General features: G+C 62.5%; 12 protein-coding genes. 11 read left to right on the forward strand and 1 reads right to left on the reverse strand.

The window, feature by feature from the left end; all coding sequences use genetic code 11:
* Positions 1-255: 255 nt before the first annotated feature.
* From IVB46_RS33410 to IVB46_RS33445, 8 genes are all read left to right on the forward strand, one after another.
* Positions 256-3,669 (forward strand): trypsin-like peptidase domain-containing protein, encoded by a 3,414-nt coding sequence (locus IVB46_RS33410; RefSeq protein ID WP_247344382.1) that lies wholly within the window; start codon positions 256-258, stop codon positions 3,667-3,669.
* A gap of 847 nt (positions 3,670-4,516) precedes the next feature.
* The gene (locus tag IVB46_RS33415) at positions 4,517-5,470 is read left to right on the forward strand and encodes a LysR family transcriptional regulator (protein WP_247306859.1); all 954 of its coding nucleotides are present in this window, start codon (positions 4,517-4,519) and stop codon (positions 5,468-5,470) included.
* Between the two features lie 163 nt (positions 5,471-5,633).
* Positions 5,634-7,046 carry a 3-isopropylmalate dehydratase large subunit gene (gene leuC / locus IVB46_RS33420; RefSeq protein ID WP_247344398.1) on the forward strand — a complete coding sequence of 471 codons (1,413 nt, stop codon included), beginning with the start codon at positions 5,634-5,636 and terminating at the stop codon, positions 7,044-7,046.
* Positions 7,047-7,694 carry a 3-isopropylmalate dehydratase small subunit gene (leuD, locus tag IVB46_RS33425; protein ID WP_247306872.1) on the forward strand — a complete coding sequence of 216 codons (648 nt, stop codon included), beginning with the start codon at positions 7,047-7,049 and terminating at the stop codon, positions 7,692-7,694.
* Positions 7,691-8,830: a 3-isopropylmalate dehydrogenase gene (gene leuB / locus IVB46_RS33430; RefSeq protein ID WP_247306874.1), complete on the forward strand. Its 1,140-nt coding sequence runs from the start codon at positions 7,691-7,693 to the stop codon at positions 8,828-8,830. Before leuD ends, leuB begins: the two co-directional genes overlap by 4 nt.
* A complete protein-coding gene (locus tag IVB46_RS33435) occupies positions 8,830-9,879 on the forward strand; it encodes an ABC transporter substrate-binding protein (protein WP_085399693.1) in 1,050 nt (349 codons plus the stop codon). The genes leuB and IVB46_RS33435 overlap by 1 nt, the downstream gene beginning before the upstream one ends.
* Positions 9,876-10,709 carry an ABC transporter ATP-binding protein gene (locus tag IVB46_RS33440; RefSeq protein WP_247306876.1) on the forward strand — a complete coding sequence of 278 codons (834 nt, stop codon included), beginning with the start codon at positions 9,876-9,878 and terminating at the stop codon, positions 10,707-10,709. The genes IVB46_RS33435 and IVB46_RS33440 overlap by 4 nt, the downstream gene beginning before the upstream one ends.
* Positions 10,706-11,581, forward strand: coding sequence for an ABC transporter permease (locus IVB46_RS33445; protein WP_247306878.1), 876 nt, complete (start codon positions 10,706-10,708; stop codon positions 11,579-11,581). Before IVB46_RS33440 ends, IVB46_RS33445 begins: the two co-directional genes overlap by 4 nt.
* Before the next feature lie 25 nt (positions 11,582-11,606).
* Here the strand turns inward: IVB46_RS33445 and IVB46_RS33450 are convergent, their stop codons facing one another.
* Complete coding sequence (locus IVB46_RS33450) at positions 11,607-12,500, reverse strand: LysR family transcriptional regulator (RefSeq protein ID WP_247306880.1); 894 nt, start codon at positions 12,498-12,500, stop codon at positions 11,607-11,609.
* Between the two features lie 116 nt (positions 12,501-12,616).
* On the opposite strand from IVB46_RS33450, the gene IVB46_RS33455 reads away from it, so the two are divergent.
* From IVB46_RS33455 to pip, 3 genes are all read left to right on the forward strand, one after another.
* Positions 12,617-14,257, forward strand: a complete 1,641-nt coding sequence (locus IVB46_RS33455) for an FAD-dependent oxidoreductase (RefSeq protein WP_247344386.1) — start codon at positions 12,617-12,619, stop codon at positions 14,255-14,257.
* 75 nt (positions 14,258-14,332) lie between these two features.
* Positions 14,333-15,313, forward strand: a complete 981-nt coding sequence (locus IVB46_RS33460) for a tripartite tricarboxylate transporter substrate binding protein (RefSeq protein ID WP_247306886.1) — start codon at positions 14,333-14,335, stop codon at positions 15,311-15,313.
* Positions 15,314-15,435: 122 nt separating this feature from the next.
* Positions 15,436-16,392, forward strand: a complete 957-nt coding sequence (gene pip / locus IVB46_RS33465) for a prolyl aminopeptidase (protein ID WP_247306889.1) — start codon at positions 15,436-15,438, stop codon at positions 16,390-16,392.
* Positions 16,393-16,788: the final 396 nt, after the last annotated feature.

Here is a 16,788-nt window from a genome sequence, read left to right on the forward strand (position 1 = left end):
AGCGAGTGCATCAACTATCGTCCCCATGTACGCGGGCTATGTGCGCATGCATGAACTGGAAGAGGGAGAGTTGAAAAAGTTCGCTCTGAAGAGTGATTAACTTCGTTTATCACCGGCCATTTCGCTTGGAGTTGCAGGAGTTGGGCGGTCCGTCTGATATTCTTCGGAAACGGTGTCTGGGCCTCGACAGGGATCAGCTGGTTGCGTATCCTTATCCTCACACCTCATAAGAGGAGCCGTTTTCAAAGATAGCCGATGCCAGCCTGGTTCGAGGATTTGCCTCTTGATTGGACGCGGCACGAGACGCAGCGCAGCCGCGCACTCTTGTCGGCTGCCTACTCCTCCAGTGGCGCCGCGTTCGGCCTGGCACGGGATGTCGGTCTGGACACCACTAAGCTGAGGCACGACCAAGAGGTGGACGGCCTCATTCCTGAAATCCTAAAAAATGCGCGCCTTTCGAACCGATTACCTCAATTGCTCGCCATGGTGCTTTCCGACCCGAGCCGAGAGGCCGTCCATGATGAGCTATGGGCACACGCAAAGGGCGCCGAAGACCGAATAGTCGCGGCGGCTCTTCGTCAAAAGCCTTCGCTGGAAACCCTGGCACAGCTTCCGTCCAGCATCGAAGTGCGGACAGGTGGCGAAACCCGTAAGATCGACCGGCATTTCGAAAAGATCATCAATGAGGTTGCGGGCTTTACAGACCCGGCCGTCTTTCGGCGCCGATTAACCGAGGCAGAATTGCGCACAGCGCGAATCGATATCGACGGCGCACCGAACGGCACCGGCTTCTTGATCGGACCGGACCTCCTCCTAACGAACTGGCACGTCGTATCCGACCTGGGAAACGGAGTCGCCGTGTTCGACAACAAGATAACAATGGCTGGCAGGGCCGAAGCAGCAGCCGGGCGGAGAGTAAAGTTCGCCGAACATTGGTTGATCGCCAAAAGCCCACACGATACGCCCGCAAAGGAACTCAGTGCCGACGGTCCACCTTCAGGCACCTTCGATTTCGCCGTGGTTCGACTTTCCGAAGCCGTAGGCAATGAGACGATCGGCTCAAATCCAAACGCCGGTCCGACCGACACGCGAGGTTGGTACGCGCTCGAAGACCGACCCTACAGCTTCGAGGAGCGCGAACCGATCTTCATCGTCGGACACCCGGACGGGAGACCCATGCAGTTTTCCTATGAGAGCCCCTCGGGCTGCAAGCCGACCGCGAACCGGAATCGCGTCCGGTACCGGACAAACACCGAGGGAGGCTCTTCCGGTTCGCCGGTCTTCAATCGAGAATGGCGCGTCGTAGCGCTGCATCATGCCGCGGGGCCCACTTCCAAACCCGGCGACTTCAATCGACGGACCGACGACTTCAACCAAGGCATTCCGATTTCGTCGATCGTAGCCGAGTTGAAAGCACAACTCTGGGGCCGCCCCGAGCTTACGCAGCTCGGTCTCGCCCCGTCGTTTGAAGCGGCGGAACCGAAGCCGGATAGCAGCCTAGAAGCATTCCAGAGGCTTCACCTTCAAGTGCTGCTCGACAAGATCTCCTTCCTTGACGTGCCCGGAATACCGAAGTCCGTGCGCCTAGAAAAAATCTGGATACGTCCCTCGTTCGTGCAGGCTGAACCGGGACTGACCTCTCTGCACAAGATCCTGGCAGGGCGCGCGGTAGCAATCGAAGCGCCCGCCGGATTCGGGAAGACGACGCTTTCTAAGATGGTCGCCGTTTCGTTGGCCAGAGACTTTCTCAAGGAGCCTTGCAGCAGCAATCAGTCCTGGCAGAGCCTGCATCTCGGCGTAAATGCCGGTGAGCATGGACACTTCCCTATTCTCACGGATCTTCGGTTCGTCGAAAAGCTGGATGAGATCGAGAGTCTCATAAGATACGCCTTGCCGACGGTTCGCGACGCCGAGATGCGCCATTTCGCTCCTCTGTTGGAAAGCGGCTCTGTCGTATTCGTTCTGGATGGTTTGGATGAAGTCGAGCCGGCCCGCCGGTCGAGGCTGATCGAATTGATCCTGAAGGCCCGGCAGGTCTGGAAGCACTGCTACTTCCTCGTGACCTCCAGGAACTACGAAGCTCAAGCTCTCGCGGGCGGAGGATTCGACCTCGCACGAATGTGCAGCCTGTCGCGGCGGGAAATAAACGAGCTGGCGGGAAAATGGGCCGCGGTGATAACCGCAGACAACGGTCGGTCGGGAGCCGATTTTCTCGCAGCGATGGACAAGCTGCTCGGGCAGGAGCGCGCCGATCAGCCTTTCATAAATTCTCCGCTGGTCGTGTCTTTTCTGGCTTCGATCTACATCAGCACGGGCAACATTCCCGAGAATCGATCGAGGCTTTTCGCTCAAGTAGCCAGTTGGCTCCTCACCTCCCGTTCGGCGATCCGTGAGAGCCTGAATGTCGATCTGGGGACCACCAAAGTCGTGCTTGAAGCCCTTGCGTTTTCATTCGTAAGCGGATCGATAAGGTTCGGAGCGACCGCGGATGCGGCCGCTGCGGCCGCTGCGAGACTCGCCGGCCTGGATCCAAGCACTGCCGAAAAAGCTCTCAAGATCGAAGCCGCCGAAAGCAATTGCTTGGTCGTGTCCGGTGGTAGCGTCGGCTTCTGGCACGAAAGCATCCGCGATTACTTCGCGGCCTGCTGGTTGATGCGGCGCTTCCATGATGATCGCGTATCCCTACCTCCGGAGATGGACGCAATCTTATACGACCCCCGATTTCGCGAAGTCGCCGATCTGTTGATCGCACTGCTCGCCGCCGGCGACGACGAGGCGTTGGGAATTCTGCTCAGGAAGAAGATGCCTGTAGGGAAGCAGTCGATCGAGAACATCCGAGCGACGTCTCTTCTGTCGAGAATATTGAAAATCGGCAGGTCACAGGGCTTCAGGTTCACAATTAGCGATGAAAAGCAGATCGACGAAGCCGCAAAGAAATATCTCGACCTTTCCGAGGCCAGCCTGCTTGCGATGTCCGTCCCGGATAGGATCGAGATGCTCCGTGCGCTCGGTGGCTTGGGAAAAGACAACCGGCTCTACGGTCCGCCCATACGGCGCGCCCTCGGAACTTCAAGCGGAGAGACCAAGCTGGGAAGATTTCCCGTAACAGTCCAAGAGTATGGTCGCTTCCTGAAGGAAATGTTGCAGAATGGAAGCCTAGTGGCTTCGACGAAAAATCCGCCAATTCGATATCCACTCATGTGGGACGCGCAACAGAACACGCCGAACGCTCCGGTCACGGGCGTCGATTGGCTGCAAGCCGAGGCCTACTGCGAGTGGCTCGCCGCCCAAATGCGGTCCGACCAGGACGCCTCGCCGAAAGTGATCGTTAGTCTGCCGTCTCTCGGCGAATGGCGTGCGATGACGGAGACGTCGTCTGGCGAGGGGCAAGCTGTAAGGAGATGGAGCGGGCCCTTCACAGAGAAGTTTTCGACGTCCATTCAACCGGTTGGCATCTATCCGGAACGAGCCGGCGCTTGTGGGCATCAGGATCTTGCGGACGGAGTATGGGAATGGATCGGCCCGTCCTTGTCCACGAAGAGGCGCCGCAAGCAAATCGTCAGTTCGACGTTCGCAGGCGGAACGCACGTTCCGTCCGAGAGACGAGTGAGCGGGAAGTTGCAATCACCTGTAGTCGGTTTCAGGATCGTGTTCAGGACGATCGCTTGACTCGGCGGCTATGACCTTGATCGTGAGGGCGATCACCTCCCGGCCGATCCCGACGGCGGAGCGGTCGCGTTCGTCCATCTTGGCCGTACGACCATGCTTTTTCAGGGTGTGTATCGGCTCCAAACTTTGCCCCCTATCAGCGCCAAAACGTGACCCCCGGCCACCGTTAATTTCCTTCGTGATAGCAATAGCTTCAGGTGTCGTAGGTGGGGTGAGCATTGGAAGCCGATCGGAGGCAAATGGCTCGCCGATTTACAGGCCGCTTCGCCAGATGATCAGACGTTACTGTGTAAATGGGTCCCAGGCGCGAGCCACGGCCCCGCTGGTGTGGGCATCGATTTTTCTCCTTGACCGCATCCGCAAATCGGTCCGAACCGACGTTGCCGCGATTGACGCTAAGGTCGCTGACTACGCCACTCAGGCCGGTTTGAGGGATCCTAACGAGCACAGGCTTCGAGCCGAAATCCCCGTTTCGTTGCAGTACCCCATCAACCATGGGCGCTTTTTTTTCGGCATTCCGTTGACTGGATTCCTAGCTTGCCCGATGCTGCACCGCTCGCGCCTGCAAGTAGTCCTATTTGTAGTCCTTGCCGTATCCCGAAACCTTGCCGATGCCTTGAATTTTCGAGAGAAAACGGCGGTGGGGAGCTAATTGGTCCGAGAGTCCCTCCCTCTCCGCCATAATAAAACGACGTCGAGCAAGCCACGCCAAAAGAAGACAGCCTCTCTGCATCGCGGCAGCCCCTGATGTTGTCCCAAGGGATCGCAATCTGACGCCGCACTTGCGACTGGCTGCCAAGCTTCTCCACAATGCCCCTCGTGACGACCCGCCCGAGGATCATTCCGGATGACGGCTAAAATCGATCTGCTGACGCTGCAATTGTTCGTGGCGATCGTCGAGGAGCAGAGCATCGCGAAGGCGGCGGAGAAGAAGAACATTGCCGCGTCCGCGGTCAGCCGGCGCGTCTCGGATATCGAGGACCTGTTTCAGGTCGAGCTGCTGCATCGTCATTCGAAGGGGATCGAGCCGACACCGGCTGGCTTCGCCCTGCTCGAGCACGCCCGCATCATCCTGGGAAATCTCAGCAAGCTCGAGAGCGAGCTGACGGGATACCGGCAGGGCAAGCGCGGGCTGATCCGGATCTGTGCCAACAAGTCCGCGATCCTCGAAGCGCTCGCCGACGAGCTCAGCCTGTTCCTGGAGCGGCATCCGCTGGTCCACATCGACATCGAGGAGGATCTCAGCCCCGCGATCGTGCGCGCGGTGGTGGAGAACCGGGCCGACATCGGCATTTTCGGCGGCAACATCGACGGACAGGATCTGGAGCTGCTGTCCTACCGCAGCGACAGCCTGGTCGCGCTGGTCACGCGCGACCACCCGTTGGCGGGCCGCAACAGCGTTCGCTTCCGCGAGCTGGTCGATTTCGACTTCGTCAGCCTGGAGAAGGGCAGTTCGATCGAGACGCTGTGTGTCCGGGCCGCCGCGGCGCTCGGGCAGCACCTCAAGGTGCGCATCCGCGTCAGCAGTTTCGATGCGCTGTTCCGCGTCGTCGATGCCAGGATGGGGGTCGGAATCGTGCCGCTGGAGATCGTTCGCGACCGCTACGGCGTCGACAGTCTCGTCACCGTCCCGCTCGATGAGTCCTGGGCGCGACGCGACCTGGTCATCGGCGTGCGCGATTACAAGTCGTTGCCCTCGGTGACGAAGCTGCTGGTGGAGCATTTGCGGACCCATGATGATGCGCGTCTCACCACGAGCGGCGTCTCCGACCGGCTGACGGTCGTGCGCGGGAGAAGCTAGCATCGCTCGTGCGAGAGGCCAGCCATCGCCGGCCGCGATGGCACCCTGCTCAACCGTCACTGCACATTTCCGCGACGGACTTCTATCCTGCTTCACAGAATTGCTGTCGGTCGGCATGATCGGCGGCAACACGGCACATCAGATGCCGAACAGGGGAGGACGGATCGTGGACACGCGTGGTCGCACGCTGCTGGCCAAAATCTGGGACCAGCATGTCATCGCCCATGTCAGCGATGACACCGATCTGCTTCATGTGGATCGCCATCTGCTGCATGACCTCGGCGGCTCCGCCGGCCTGATCAACCTCAAAAGCCGCAACATTCCGGTCCACAATCCCGAACTGACCTTCGCCACGCCGGATCATGCGATTTCGACGGCGTCCGGGCGTGCCGGCACGATCAAGACTGGGTGGGAGCTGCTGGCGGCGCTGCGGACCGAGACATCGGCAAGCAACATCCGTCTGTTCGACATCGACCAGCCCGGGCAGGGCATCGTCCATGTCATCGGGCCGGAGCTCGGTCTCAGCCTGCCCGGCTGCCTGATCGTCTGTGGCGACAGCCACACCTGCACCCATGGCGGGCTCGGCGCGCTCGCCTTCGGCATCGGCTCCAGCGAGCTCACGCATGTGCTGGCGACCCAGACCATCATCCAGCGCCGGCCCAAAACCATGCGCGTGACGTTCGACGGCCGGTTGCCGTTCGGCGTGACGGCGAAGGATCTCATCCTCGCTCTTATCGGCCATGTCGGCGCCGCCGGCGGCACCGGTTACGCCGTCGAATATGCCGGCAGTGCGATCAGGGACATGCCGATCGAAGGGCGGCTCACCATCTGCAATCTGTCGGTCGAACTCGGCGCCAAGATGGGGCTGATCGCGCCGGATGAAACGACGTTCGATTATATCCGCGGCCGTCCCTATGCGCCGCAAGGCGAGATGTGGGAGCGGGCCGTCGCGGCGTGGCGGACGCTGCGGAGCGACAGCGACGCAATGTTCGATCGCGAGGTCTCGATCGACGTCGGAACCATCATCCCCCAGATCACCTGGGGCACCAGTCCCGAACACGTCCTAGGTGTCGATGGCCGCATCCCGGATCCCGCTGATATCGCCGATCCCGCGCGCCGCGGCGCGATCGAGATCGCGCTCGACTATATGGGCCTGAAGCCGGGCGCGCCGATCGCCGGCACGCCGGTGGATTGGGTCTTCATCGGCTCCTGCACCAACAGTCGCCTCAGCGATCTGCGCGCCGCAGCCGAAGTCGCGCGCGGCCGCAAGGTGGCGCCGGGCGTGCGCGCCTGGGTCGTGCCGGGGTCTGAGACCGTCAGGCGCGATGCGATGGCCGAGGGGCTCGACAAGATCTTCATCGACGCGGGCTTTGAATGGCGCGAGCCCGGATGCTCGATGTGCCTTGCCGCAAATGGTGAAACCGTGCCGCCCGGCCAGCGCTCGGTGTCGACGTCGAACCGGAATTTCATCGGCCGGCAAGGGCCGCGTGCCCGCACCCATCTGGCAAGCCCGGCCATGGCCGTGGCGGCGGCGGTGTCCGGTGCCATCGCCGACGTCCGAACGATGGAGCGCTAGATGCCGCAAGCCTTCACCAAGCTGACCGCGACGGCGGCGCCGATCATGCGCACCAATGTCGATACGGACGTCATCATCAGCATCAACCGCATGATCGGAAATTCCGTCCGCGGCAGTCTCGGAAAATGGGCGTTCGGTTCGCTCCGCTATTTGCCCGATGGCTCGGACAATCCGGAGTTCATCCTCAATCGCGAGCCTTATCGCGCCGCGGAAATCCTGGTCACGGGTCCGAATTTCGGCTGCGGCTCGTCGCGGGAGGCCGCGGTGTGGTCGCTGCAGGAGATGGGCATCCGCGCCATCATCGGATCCGGCTTCGGCGACATCTTCTTCGCCAACTGCTTCCAGAACGGCATCCTGCCGGTGGTGCTGGACAAGGCCGTTATCGACGGCCTCGCCGCGGAGATCGAAGCGAGCCAGGGCGCGGGGCGTGTCAGTGTCGACCTGCAGGAGCAGACCGTCACCTCGCCATCGGGCGTGCGGCACAGCTTCGAGATCGATCCGCGCCGGCGTGCGGGTCTGCTCGAAGGCCTAGATGAGATTTCGCTGACGTTGCGGCGCGACCACGAGATCCGCGCATTCCAGGCATCCGACCGCGACGCGCGGCCGTGGATTCACTTTGCAGGACATCAGGCAGGACAATTGGCATGAACACGCTCTCGAACATGATCAAGGTCGCCGTGGTCGGCGGTGAAGGCATCGGTCCGGAAGTGACCGACCAGTCTCACCGCATTCTCAAATGGTTTTCGGCGAGGCGCAGCATTCCCGTGGCGCTGCGCGAAGCGCAATACGGTCTCATCCCCTATCTCGCGACGGGCAAGGTGTTGCCGGACGACACCGTCGAGGCGATGGAGGAGGCCGACGCGATACTCTGGGGCGCGACGGGTGGTCCTGAAACCACTGAGGTCCCTCCGGCAGCGCGCAAGGCGGGAAGCCTGCTGTCGTTGCGCAGCAAGTACGACCTTTATGCGAATCTCCGGCCCATTGTCGCCAATCCGGCGCTGGCGGACTCCGCGCCGCTCAAGGCCACGGTGCTGAAGGATGTCGACTTCATCATCATCCGCGAGCTCACCAGCGGCATCTATTTCGGCGAGCCGCGCGGCATCGAAACGCTGCCCGACGGCCAGCGCCGCGGTTTCAACACCCAGCAATACACCACCAGCCAGATTCGCCGGGTGGCGCGAACCGCGTTCGAGCTGGCGCGGACGCGCAAGGGCCGGGTCTGCTCCGTCGACAAGGCCAACGTGCTGGAAACCAGCGTGCTGTGGCGCGAGGAGGTCACCGCGCTGCATGAAGCGGAATTCTCCGATGTGGAGCTGACACACCTCTATGTCGACAACGCCGCGATGCAGATCGTGCGGGCGCCCTCGCAATTCGACGTCATGGTGACCTGCAACATCTTCGGCGACATTCTCTCCGATTGCGCCGCGATGGCGTCGGGTTCGCTCGGCATGCTGCCGTCGGTCTCGCTCGGGCCGCCGGACCGGCTGGGCCGGCGCAAGGCGCTCTATGAGCCGGTCCACGGAAGCGCGCCTGATATTGCGGGCAAGGGCATCGCCAATCCGCTCGGCTCGATCCTCAGCGTCGCAATGATGTTGCGCATCACCCTCAATCGGCCCGATGATGCCACGCTGCTGGAGAAGGCCGTGGATACGGCGCTGGCTGCCGGCGCAAGAACGGCCGATATCGCCGAACCCGGCGCAAAAAGACTTTCGACCCAGGAGATGGGCGATGCGGTTCTGAACGCGCTCGACAAGGTCGTCGGCAAGGAGAGGGAGCACGCGTGATGAGGACTCGGGTCACCAGACGGGCCGCGTTGACGATCGTCGCCGGCGCCGGTGCGTCCATGGCGGCAGGGCGGGCGTGGGCGGATACCCCGTCGGGCCGCGTGATCTATCCGGTGGCCATTCCGGTCTATCAGTCTCAATTCGTCGCCGACCGGGCCGGATTCTTCAAGGAGGCCGGCCTCGACTGCAAGCTGATCCAGGGCGGCAGCGGCGTGAAGACGCGCGAGATCATCGCGTCGTCCCAGGGCGATATCGGTATCGGCGACATCACCCACCCGATGCAGCTCAGCAATCACGGCCGCAGCGCGCGCGTCCTGATGCCGGTCGATACAAGAAGCAACGCCGCGATCTTCATCATCCGCAAGGATCTGTTCGACCAGGGCATCACCAGCCTGGAGGCGCTGGCGAAATGGAAGCGGCCTGACGGACGAAAGCCGATCGTCTCGGTGTCGTCGCTGGGCGGTACCAACCACGTCTGGGCGTCCTACTACATGGAAACCATGGGGCTGGACGACAAGGTGACCTGGATCGGCACCGGCAATGTCGACACCATGATGGGCACGTTGAAGACGAAGCAGGTCGATGTTCTCATCAACTCGCCATCGATCCTGAAGGATTCGGTCGAGCAGGGCTGGGGCGCACTGTTGTTCGATGGAACGGACGAGGCGGTTTGGGCCAAGTACATCGGCGGCAAGGTCCCGGTGACCTCTCATTTCACGCTGCAGGCGACCATCGACAAGGACCCGCAGAAGATGCAGGCGTTCGTCACGGCGCTGTGGCGCGCCACCCTGTGGATCAAGGGGCACTCTCCCGAAGAGATCTATGATATGATCGAGCCTTACGTCGGAAGCACCTCGCGCGATGCGAATATTTTCGACAGCGGCGTCATGAAGAAGGTCACCGATTACGAAGGCATCATCGACGCCGCCAGCTTCGCGCGCGGCCAGAAGGTCTGGTTCCGTGAAATGACCGGCATCAAGCCGCTCGCGATGGCCGACGTCGTCAATACCAGCTTCATCGAAGCGGCACGCAAGGCCTATCCGGCTTGACGATCCAGGCTTTACACACGCCGCACGTCGATGCGCAGCCTGACACGCGGCGCATCGACGTGCGCGGTTTGTGCAAGACTTTCCAGCTGGCGGGTACGGCCATCGAGGCCGTGCGCGACGTCTCCTTCAATGTCCGGCGCGGCGAATTCGTCGCCTTGCTGGGACCATCCGGCTCGGGCAAGAGCACCGTCCTCAATATGATCGCAACCCTGGTCAAGCCGACCAGCGGTCAGATCCTGATTGATGGTACGCCCGTCGTCCCCGGACAGGCGACGCCCAATGTCGGCTATGTGTTCCAGCGCGATACCCTGTTTCCCTGGCGCACCGTCGCCGACAACATCGGTTACGGCCTCGAACTGGCGGGTGTCCCGGCGGCGGAGCGAAAGGATCGGGTCCGTGCATGCCTGACGCAAGCCGGGCTGCAGGATTTCGACAATGCCTATCCCTCGGCGCTGTCGGGCGGCATGCGCCAGCGCGCCGCCTTGATGCGAACGCTGGTCGTCGAGCCGCAGGTTCTGCTGATGGACGAGCCGTTCGGTGCGCTCGACACCCACACCAAGATCGACATGCACGATGTGTTGCTTCGCATCTGGGAACGTGAGCAGCAGACCGTGCTGTTCGTGACCCATGATCTCGGCGAGGCCCTCACGCTGGCAGACCGCATCATTCTGTTTTCCGCGCGGCCGGGCCGGATCAAGGAGAGTTTCGAGGTGGATTTCGCCCGCCCGCGCAATGCCGTGAAGATCCGGGAGACGCCGCGTTATGCGGAGCTGTTCCAGCTGATCTGGCACTCGCTCGGCGAGGAATTCATCAAGGGCCGCAAGCCATGAGGAGCGCGCGCCGCCCCGGCAGAACCCTGGCCTGGCAGATGTTGATCTGCGTCGGCTTCCTGTCGATCTGGCAGTGGGGGTACGATCTGCACGGCCGTCTTCCCTGGCTGGTGCCGGATCTGCTCGACCCCTATTTCGTGTCCAAGCCGTCCGACATCTTCGAGCACTTCCTGATCCTGAGCTGCCTCAAGTCCAAGCTCGGCGTGTTCAACGGCTGGTTCAATGGTGAATTCGCCCGCTGCATGGCGCGATCCGAGAACAATCTCTGGATCGCGACCGCCGTCACCCTGAAGAACACGTTCTTCGGCTTCGTCACCGGCGTCAGCAGCGGCTTTGCGGCGGGCCTCGTGCTCGGCCGTTCGGATCGGCTCAGCGCGATCTTCCAGCCGTTCATCACGGCGGTGAATTCGATCCCCCGCATCGCGCTGGCGCCGATCATCGTGCTGGCCTTCGGCATCGGCGATACCTCGAAGATCGTCACGTCGTGGATCGTGGTCGTCTTCCTCGTGTTCTTCAATACGTTCGAAGGGGCGCGCTCGATCGACGAGGGCTTTGTCAACGCGGCGCGGCTGCTCGGCGCCAGCGAGTGGCAGATCACCCGCACCGTGGTCATCCCCTCGACCATGGCCTGGGTCTTTGCCTCGCTGACGCCCGCGATCTCCTTCGCCCTGATCGGCGTGATCGTCGGCGAGTTTATCGGTGCGGAACGGGGAATCGGGCGCCTGATCATCGAATCCGAGGCGCGGGCGGAGGCATCGGGAATGATGGTCGCCGTCGTCGTGCTGATGCTGGTCGGCGTTGCGCTGTCCGCGTTGATCTGGCGATTGCAGGCCTATCTGTTGCGCTGGCAGCAGCATAATCTCGCGGAGTAGCCCGAGCAGCGGCCTGCGGCGTTGATCACGGCCCCGCCAGCACCATCCGAGCCGTCGCCACAAACGCCTGCGCTGCCGGCGACAGCGTGCGTCCCTGACGCTGCAGCAGCGACACCGGGCGGGTGATCGCCGGGCGTATCAAGGGTCTTGCGATTAGTGTCGGGAACTGGTCGGCGGGCAGCATCGTCGCGGGGAGGATGGCGAGGCCGAGCCCCTGGGCTGTCATGGCGAGCGCGGTGTTGATCAGCGTCACCTCATAGGTTGGAGAAAGGTGCTTGCCCTGCGCGCCGAGGGCGTGATCGATCTGCATGCGGATCCGCGTCTCGCGCCGCATCGCGATGGTCGGAAGCTGCGCCAGCTCGTCCCATGTCAGCGCGCGCCGTGCGGCGAAGTCGGCGGTGCGACGGCCGATCGCGCTCAGCCGCCCGCGGGTCAGCGTCTCGATCGTCATCTCCGCGAAGTCACCCTCGACGCTGCCGATCGCGAACTCGGCATCGGTTGCGATCAGGCGCGGAACGAGGTCGTCGGCGGCGACGTCGCGCATGTCGATGTCGATCTCGGGATGGCCTGCGCGGAATTTCGCGAGAACCTGCGGCAGCAGTGCCGAAGCGGCACCCGCCGACGCGACGAACGCGACGCGGCCTGCGCGCGCCTGCGCGAGGTCATGCATGCGCCGTGACAGGCCCAGCGCATCGCTCAACATGCGTTCGGCGGCGTGAAACGCCTCGTCGGCGGCCAGCGTCGGCTGCACCGAACGCGTGGAGCGGTCGAACAGCTTGACGCCGAGCTGCACTTCGAGCTGCTGGATCAGGAGGCTCGCCGCCGATTGCGTGATGCCCAGCTCTCGGGCGGCCCGCGTGATGCTGCGCGTGCGATACACGCCAGTGAAGGCCCGCAATTGTCGCAAGGTGACATTCATCGGAAAAGCTCATGAATTGATGAGTTCTTTCCGACTTATCGCATAAGAGAGCCTGCAATAAAATGCATGCTGCGCGGGCAGCGAATCCGCGATGATGCGAGGGGATGGAAACGAGCATGAGGACACAGGTGCTGGTCGTGGGCGCCGGGCCCGTGGGATTGACCGCGGCCATGGATCTGGCCTCGCGCGGGATCGACGTCGTCGTCGCGGAGATCCGCCACGCCGGCGATCCGCCCAGCGTCAAATGCAATCACGTCTCGGCGCGCTCGATGGAAATCTTCCGCCGGCTCGGCGTCGCCGCAAAGCTGCGCGACGCGGGCCTGCCCGCGGACTTCCCGAACGATTGCTCCTACCGGACCACGGCGACCGGCATCGAGCTGTGTCGTATCGACATTCCCTCGCGCGCGCGCCGCTACAGCGCCACCGGCGGGCCCGACACCTGGTGGCCGACGCCCGAGCCGCCGCACCGGATCAACCAAATCTATCTTGAGCCGATCCTGTTCAGCCACGCCGCCGCTCAGCCGCGCATCACCATTTTAGCGCGCACGGAAATCACCGATATCGAGCAGGACGACGATCGTGTGGTCGCGCTAGGTCGCAACCTCGACAGCGGAAATTCTCTCCGCATCGAAGCCGACTTCGTGGTCGGCTGCGACGGCAGCCGCTCGCTGGTTCGCAAATCGATCGGCGCCAGCCTGTCCGGCACGCCGGTGATCCAGCGGGTGCAATCAACCTTCATCGAGGCGCCGCAACTGAAGGAGTTGATGGGCGCGCACAAGCCGGCCTGGATGGTGCTCTCGCTCAACCCGCGACGTTCCGGCACCACGGTTGCAATTGATGGCCACGACCGCTGGCTGATCCATAATCATCTCAAGCCCGATGAGCCCGAATTCGACTCGATCGATCGCGACTGGTCGATCCGCGCCATCCTCGGCGTCGACGAGCGGTTCGAGTACAAGATCCTCAGCAAGGAAGACTGGGTCGGGCGCCGGCTGGTGGCCGATCGTTTCCGCGACCGCAGGGTCTTCATCTGCGGCGACGCCGCGCATCTGTGGATGCCCTATGCGGGCTACGGCATGAATGCGGGCATTGCTGATGCCGTCGATCTCTGCTGGCAATTGTCGGCGCATCTGAACGGATGGGCGCCGGCTTCGATCCTCGATGCCTATGAGGCGGAGCGCCAGCCCATCACCGATCAGGTGTCCCGCTTTGCCATGGACCATGCGATGAAGATGATGGCGCAGCGCGGCGGCGTGTCCGCGGAGATCGAGGATGACACGCCGCGCGGCCACGCGGCGCGTGCTTCGCTTGCTAGGGCGGCCTACGATCTCAACGTGCAGCAATATTGCTGCGCAGGCCTCAACTTCGGCTACTACTACGATGCCTCGCCGATCATCGCCTATGACGGCGAAACCCCGCCGGCCTACGCGATGGGAAGCTTTACGCCCTCCACCGTGCCGGGCGTTAGGGCGCCGCATGTGTTCCTCCGCGACGGACGATCGCTCTACGACGCTTTCGGAGCGGGCTACACATTGCTGCGGTTCGACCCGGCGATTGACGTGACGCGGCTGCTCTCTGCCGCAGAACAGCGCGGCATGCCGCTTGCGTTGGTCGACATCGCGCCGGATGAGGCGAACGGGGCCTATGCCGAGAAGCTGGTGCTGGCGCGACCCGACCAGCACATCGCGTGGCGTGGGCAGGTCGCGCCAGAAGATCCGCAAGGCTTGCTTGCGCGCATCACTGGTGCTGCGTCGTGATCGAATAGCAGGCTGCCAACGGCACGGCAGCCTGGTCGTGCCTACAAACAAGAATACGTCATGGGGGAGGATAACGTGTTTCACGTTGCAAAGCGCCGCATTCTGGCCGTGTTGACGGCCGCGACTTTCGCCGTGTTGCCGCTGGAAGCCGGCCGCGCAGCCTATCCGGAGCAATTGATCAAGATCATCGTGACCTTTCCGCCCGGCGGCAGCGCCGACACCGTCATCCGTGCGCTCGAGCCGCTGGTCACCGCGGAGCTCAAGCAGAGCCTGGTGATCGAGAACCGCGCCGGGGCAGGGGGCAATATCGGCATGGCCGCGGTGGCCCAGGCCAGGCCCGACGGCTACACGCTCGGCGTTGCGCCGGCGGGCGCACTGACGGTGAACCCGCACCTCAATTCGTCGATGCCGTTCGACCCAAAGGATCTCGCGCCGATCACCCTGCTGGCGGAAATTCCCTTTGTGCTGGTCGCGTCCGCGGACGTGCCCGCGCGCAATGCCGCAGAGACGATCGCGCTCGCCAAGGCGAAGCCGGGCGCGCTGTCGATCGGGCATGGCGGCAATTCGACCGCGATGCATCTGACGGCCGCGCTGTTCACGCAGAAGGCGGGGATCAGCATGGAGCTCGTTCCGTATCGTGGGACGGCGCCGGCAGCGGTTGATGTCCTTGCGGGACACGTCCCCTTCGCGGTGCTGGATATCCCCGCATCGAGGCAACTGATTCTCGAAGGCAAGCTCAACGCCGTCGGCGTCTCCTCGGTACGTCGCCTCCCATCCCTGCCCGATGTGCCAACCCTTGCCGAGAGCGGTATTGCGGGCTTTGAATCCGTAGGCTGGTTCGGGCTCGTTGCTCCCTCAGGCACGCCCGCGGACGTCATCAGCAGGCTGAACGAGGCTTTCACAAAGGCCCTGAAAGACCCGGTGGTGGCCGAGAAAATCCGGACCCTCGGCGCAGAGCCCGCGCCGACCTCGCCGGAGCAGTTCGGCCGCTTCATTCAGAGCGAGAGCACGAAATGGGGCAAGCTCATCAGCGAGGCCGGCATCAAGGCGAATTAGGCCGCGTACCTATAAACCCGGTGCGACATGTGACTGGTGGCTTCGTCCGCTTTGCTCCTATAACCGAAACCACCATGATCGCGGCGTGCTAATCGAACCTCGTGGTGCCAAACGGAGGCCGTATGAGTCAGTTGAGGTCCATGTACCCACCCATCGAGCCCTATAGCGCTGGCACCCTCGACGTTGGAGAAGGTCACCGGGTTTATTACGAACGGGTGGGGACGCCGGGCGCGAAGCCGGCGGTCTTCCTGCACGGCGGACCGGGCGGAGGTTTGTCCCCTGAACATAGGCGTCTGTTTGATCCCAATCGATATGATGTCATGCTCTTCGATCAGCGAGGATGTGGGCAATCAACTCCGTATGCGGGGCTTGAAGCGAATACGACTTGGCATTTGGTATCGGACATCGAGCGCTTGCGTGAACTTGCAGGCGTCGACAAATGGCTCGTGTTCGGTGGCTCGTGGGGATCGACTCTCGCGTTAGCCTATGCAGAAACGCATCCCGACCGCGTCAGCGAGCTTGTTCTCCGTGGCGTCTACACCGTCACCAAGGCGGAGCTGCAATGGTACTATCAGTTCGGCGTTTCAGAGATCTTTCCGGAGAAGTGGGAAAAGTTCCAGGCACCGATACCCCTGAGCGAGCGAGGCGACATGATTGCGGCGTATCGCAGCCGGCTGACGGGCGACGATCGAGCCACCCAGCTCGAGGCAGCCAGGGCTTGGGCTATTTGGGAGGGCGAAACGATCACGCTGCTGCCTAATCCAGCATTCTCGACATCGTTTGGCGACGACCAATTTGCGCTCGCGTTTGCGCGATTGGAGAACCACTATTTCGTTCACGATTGCTGGCTGGAGGAAGGGCAACTTCTGCGCAACGCTCACCGCCTCCGCGGTATCCCGGGAGCCATTGTTCACGGCCGCTACGACATGCCCTGTCCAGCCCGATATGCGTACGCGCTGCATAGGGCGTGGCCTGATGCCGCATTCCATCTGGTTGAGGGGGCAGGTCATGCCTGGTCGGAGCCAGGCATCCTCGATCAACTGGTGCGCGCCACCGATCGCTTCGCGACAGCACTATGAAGAGGGCAACGACGAAGTCGGAATAAATCCGGGCGCAGAAGAGGAGAATCATCCGTTGGTGGCGGGCTGGTCTCTGGGGCCGCATCATCGACACGCTGGGTGCTTGCTACTCCACGTAAAGAATGCGTCTGCGACACGTCGATCGTCCGCGTGCATCAGCACTGAGCGCTTCTTCAACAGGATCAAGAAATGCCGTCGGGTGGCGACGCGTTATGACAAGCTTGCCGCCAACTATCTCGCCTTCATCCAACTCGCTTCAATCAGGCTATGGCTCGGCGCGCTAATGAGTCCACGTCCTAGCACTACTTTGGCAGATTGTTGATTTCATCGCGATTTATAGGATTCCCGAATCAATTTTTCAATGATTCATGGGTGGTCGGCTCTTGGAGGGCTGAC

Origin of the sequence: Bradyrhizobium sp. 61, from assembly GCF_023073075.1 — a bacterium.
Classification (GTDB): domain Bacteria; phylum Pseudomonadota; class Alphaproteobacteria; order Rhizobiales; family Xanthobacteraceae; genus Bradyrhizobium; species Bradyrhizobium barranii.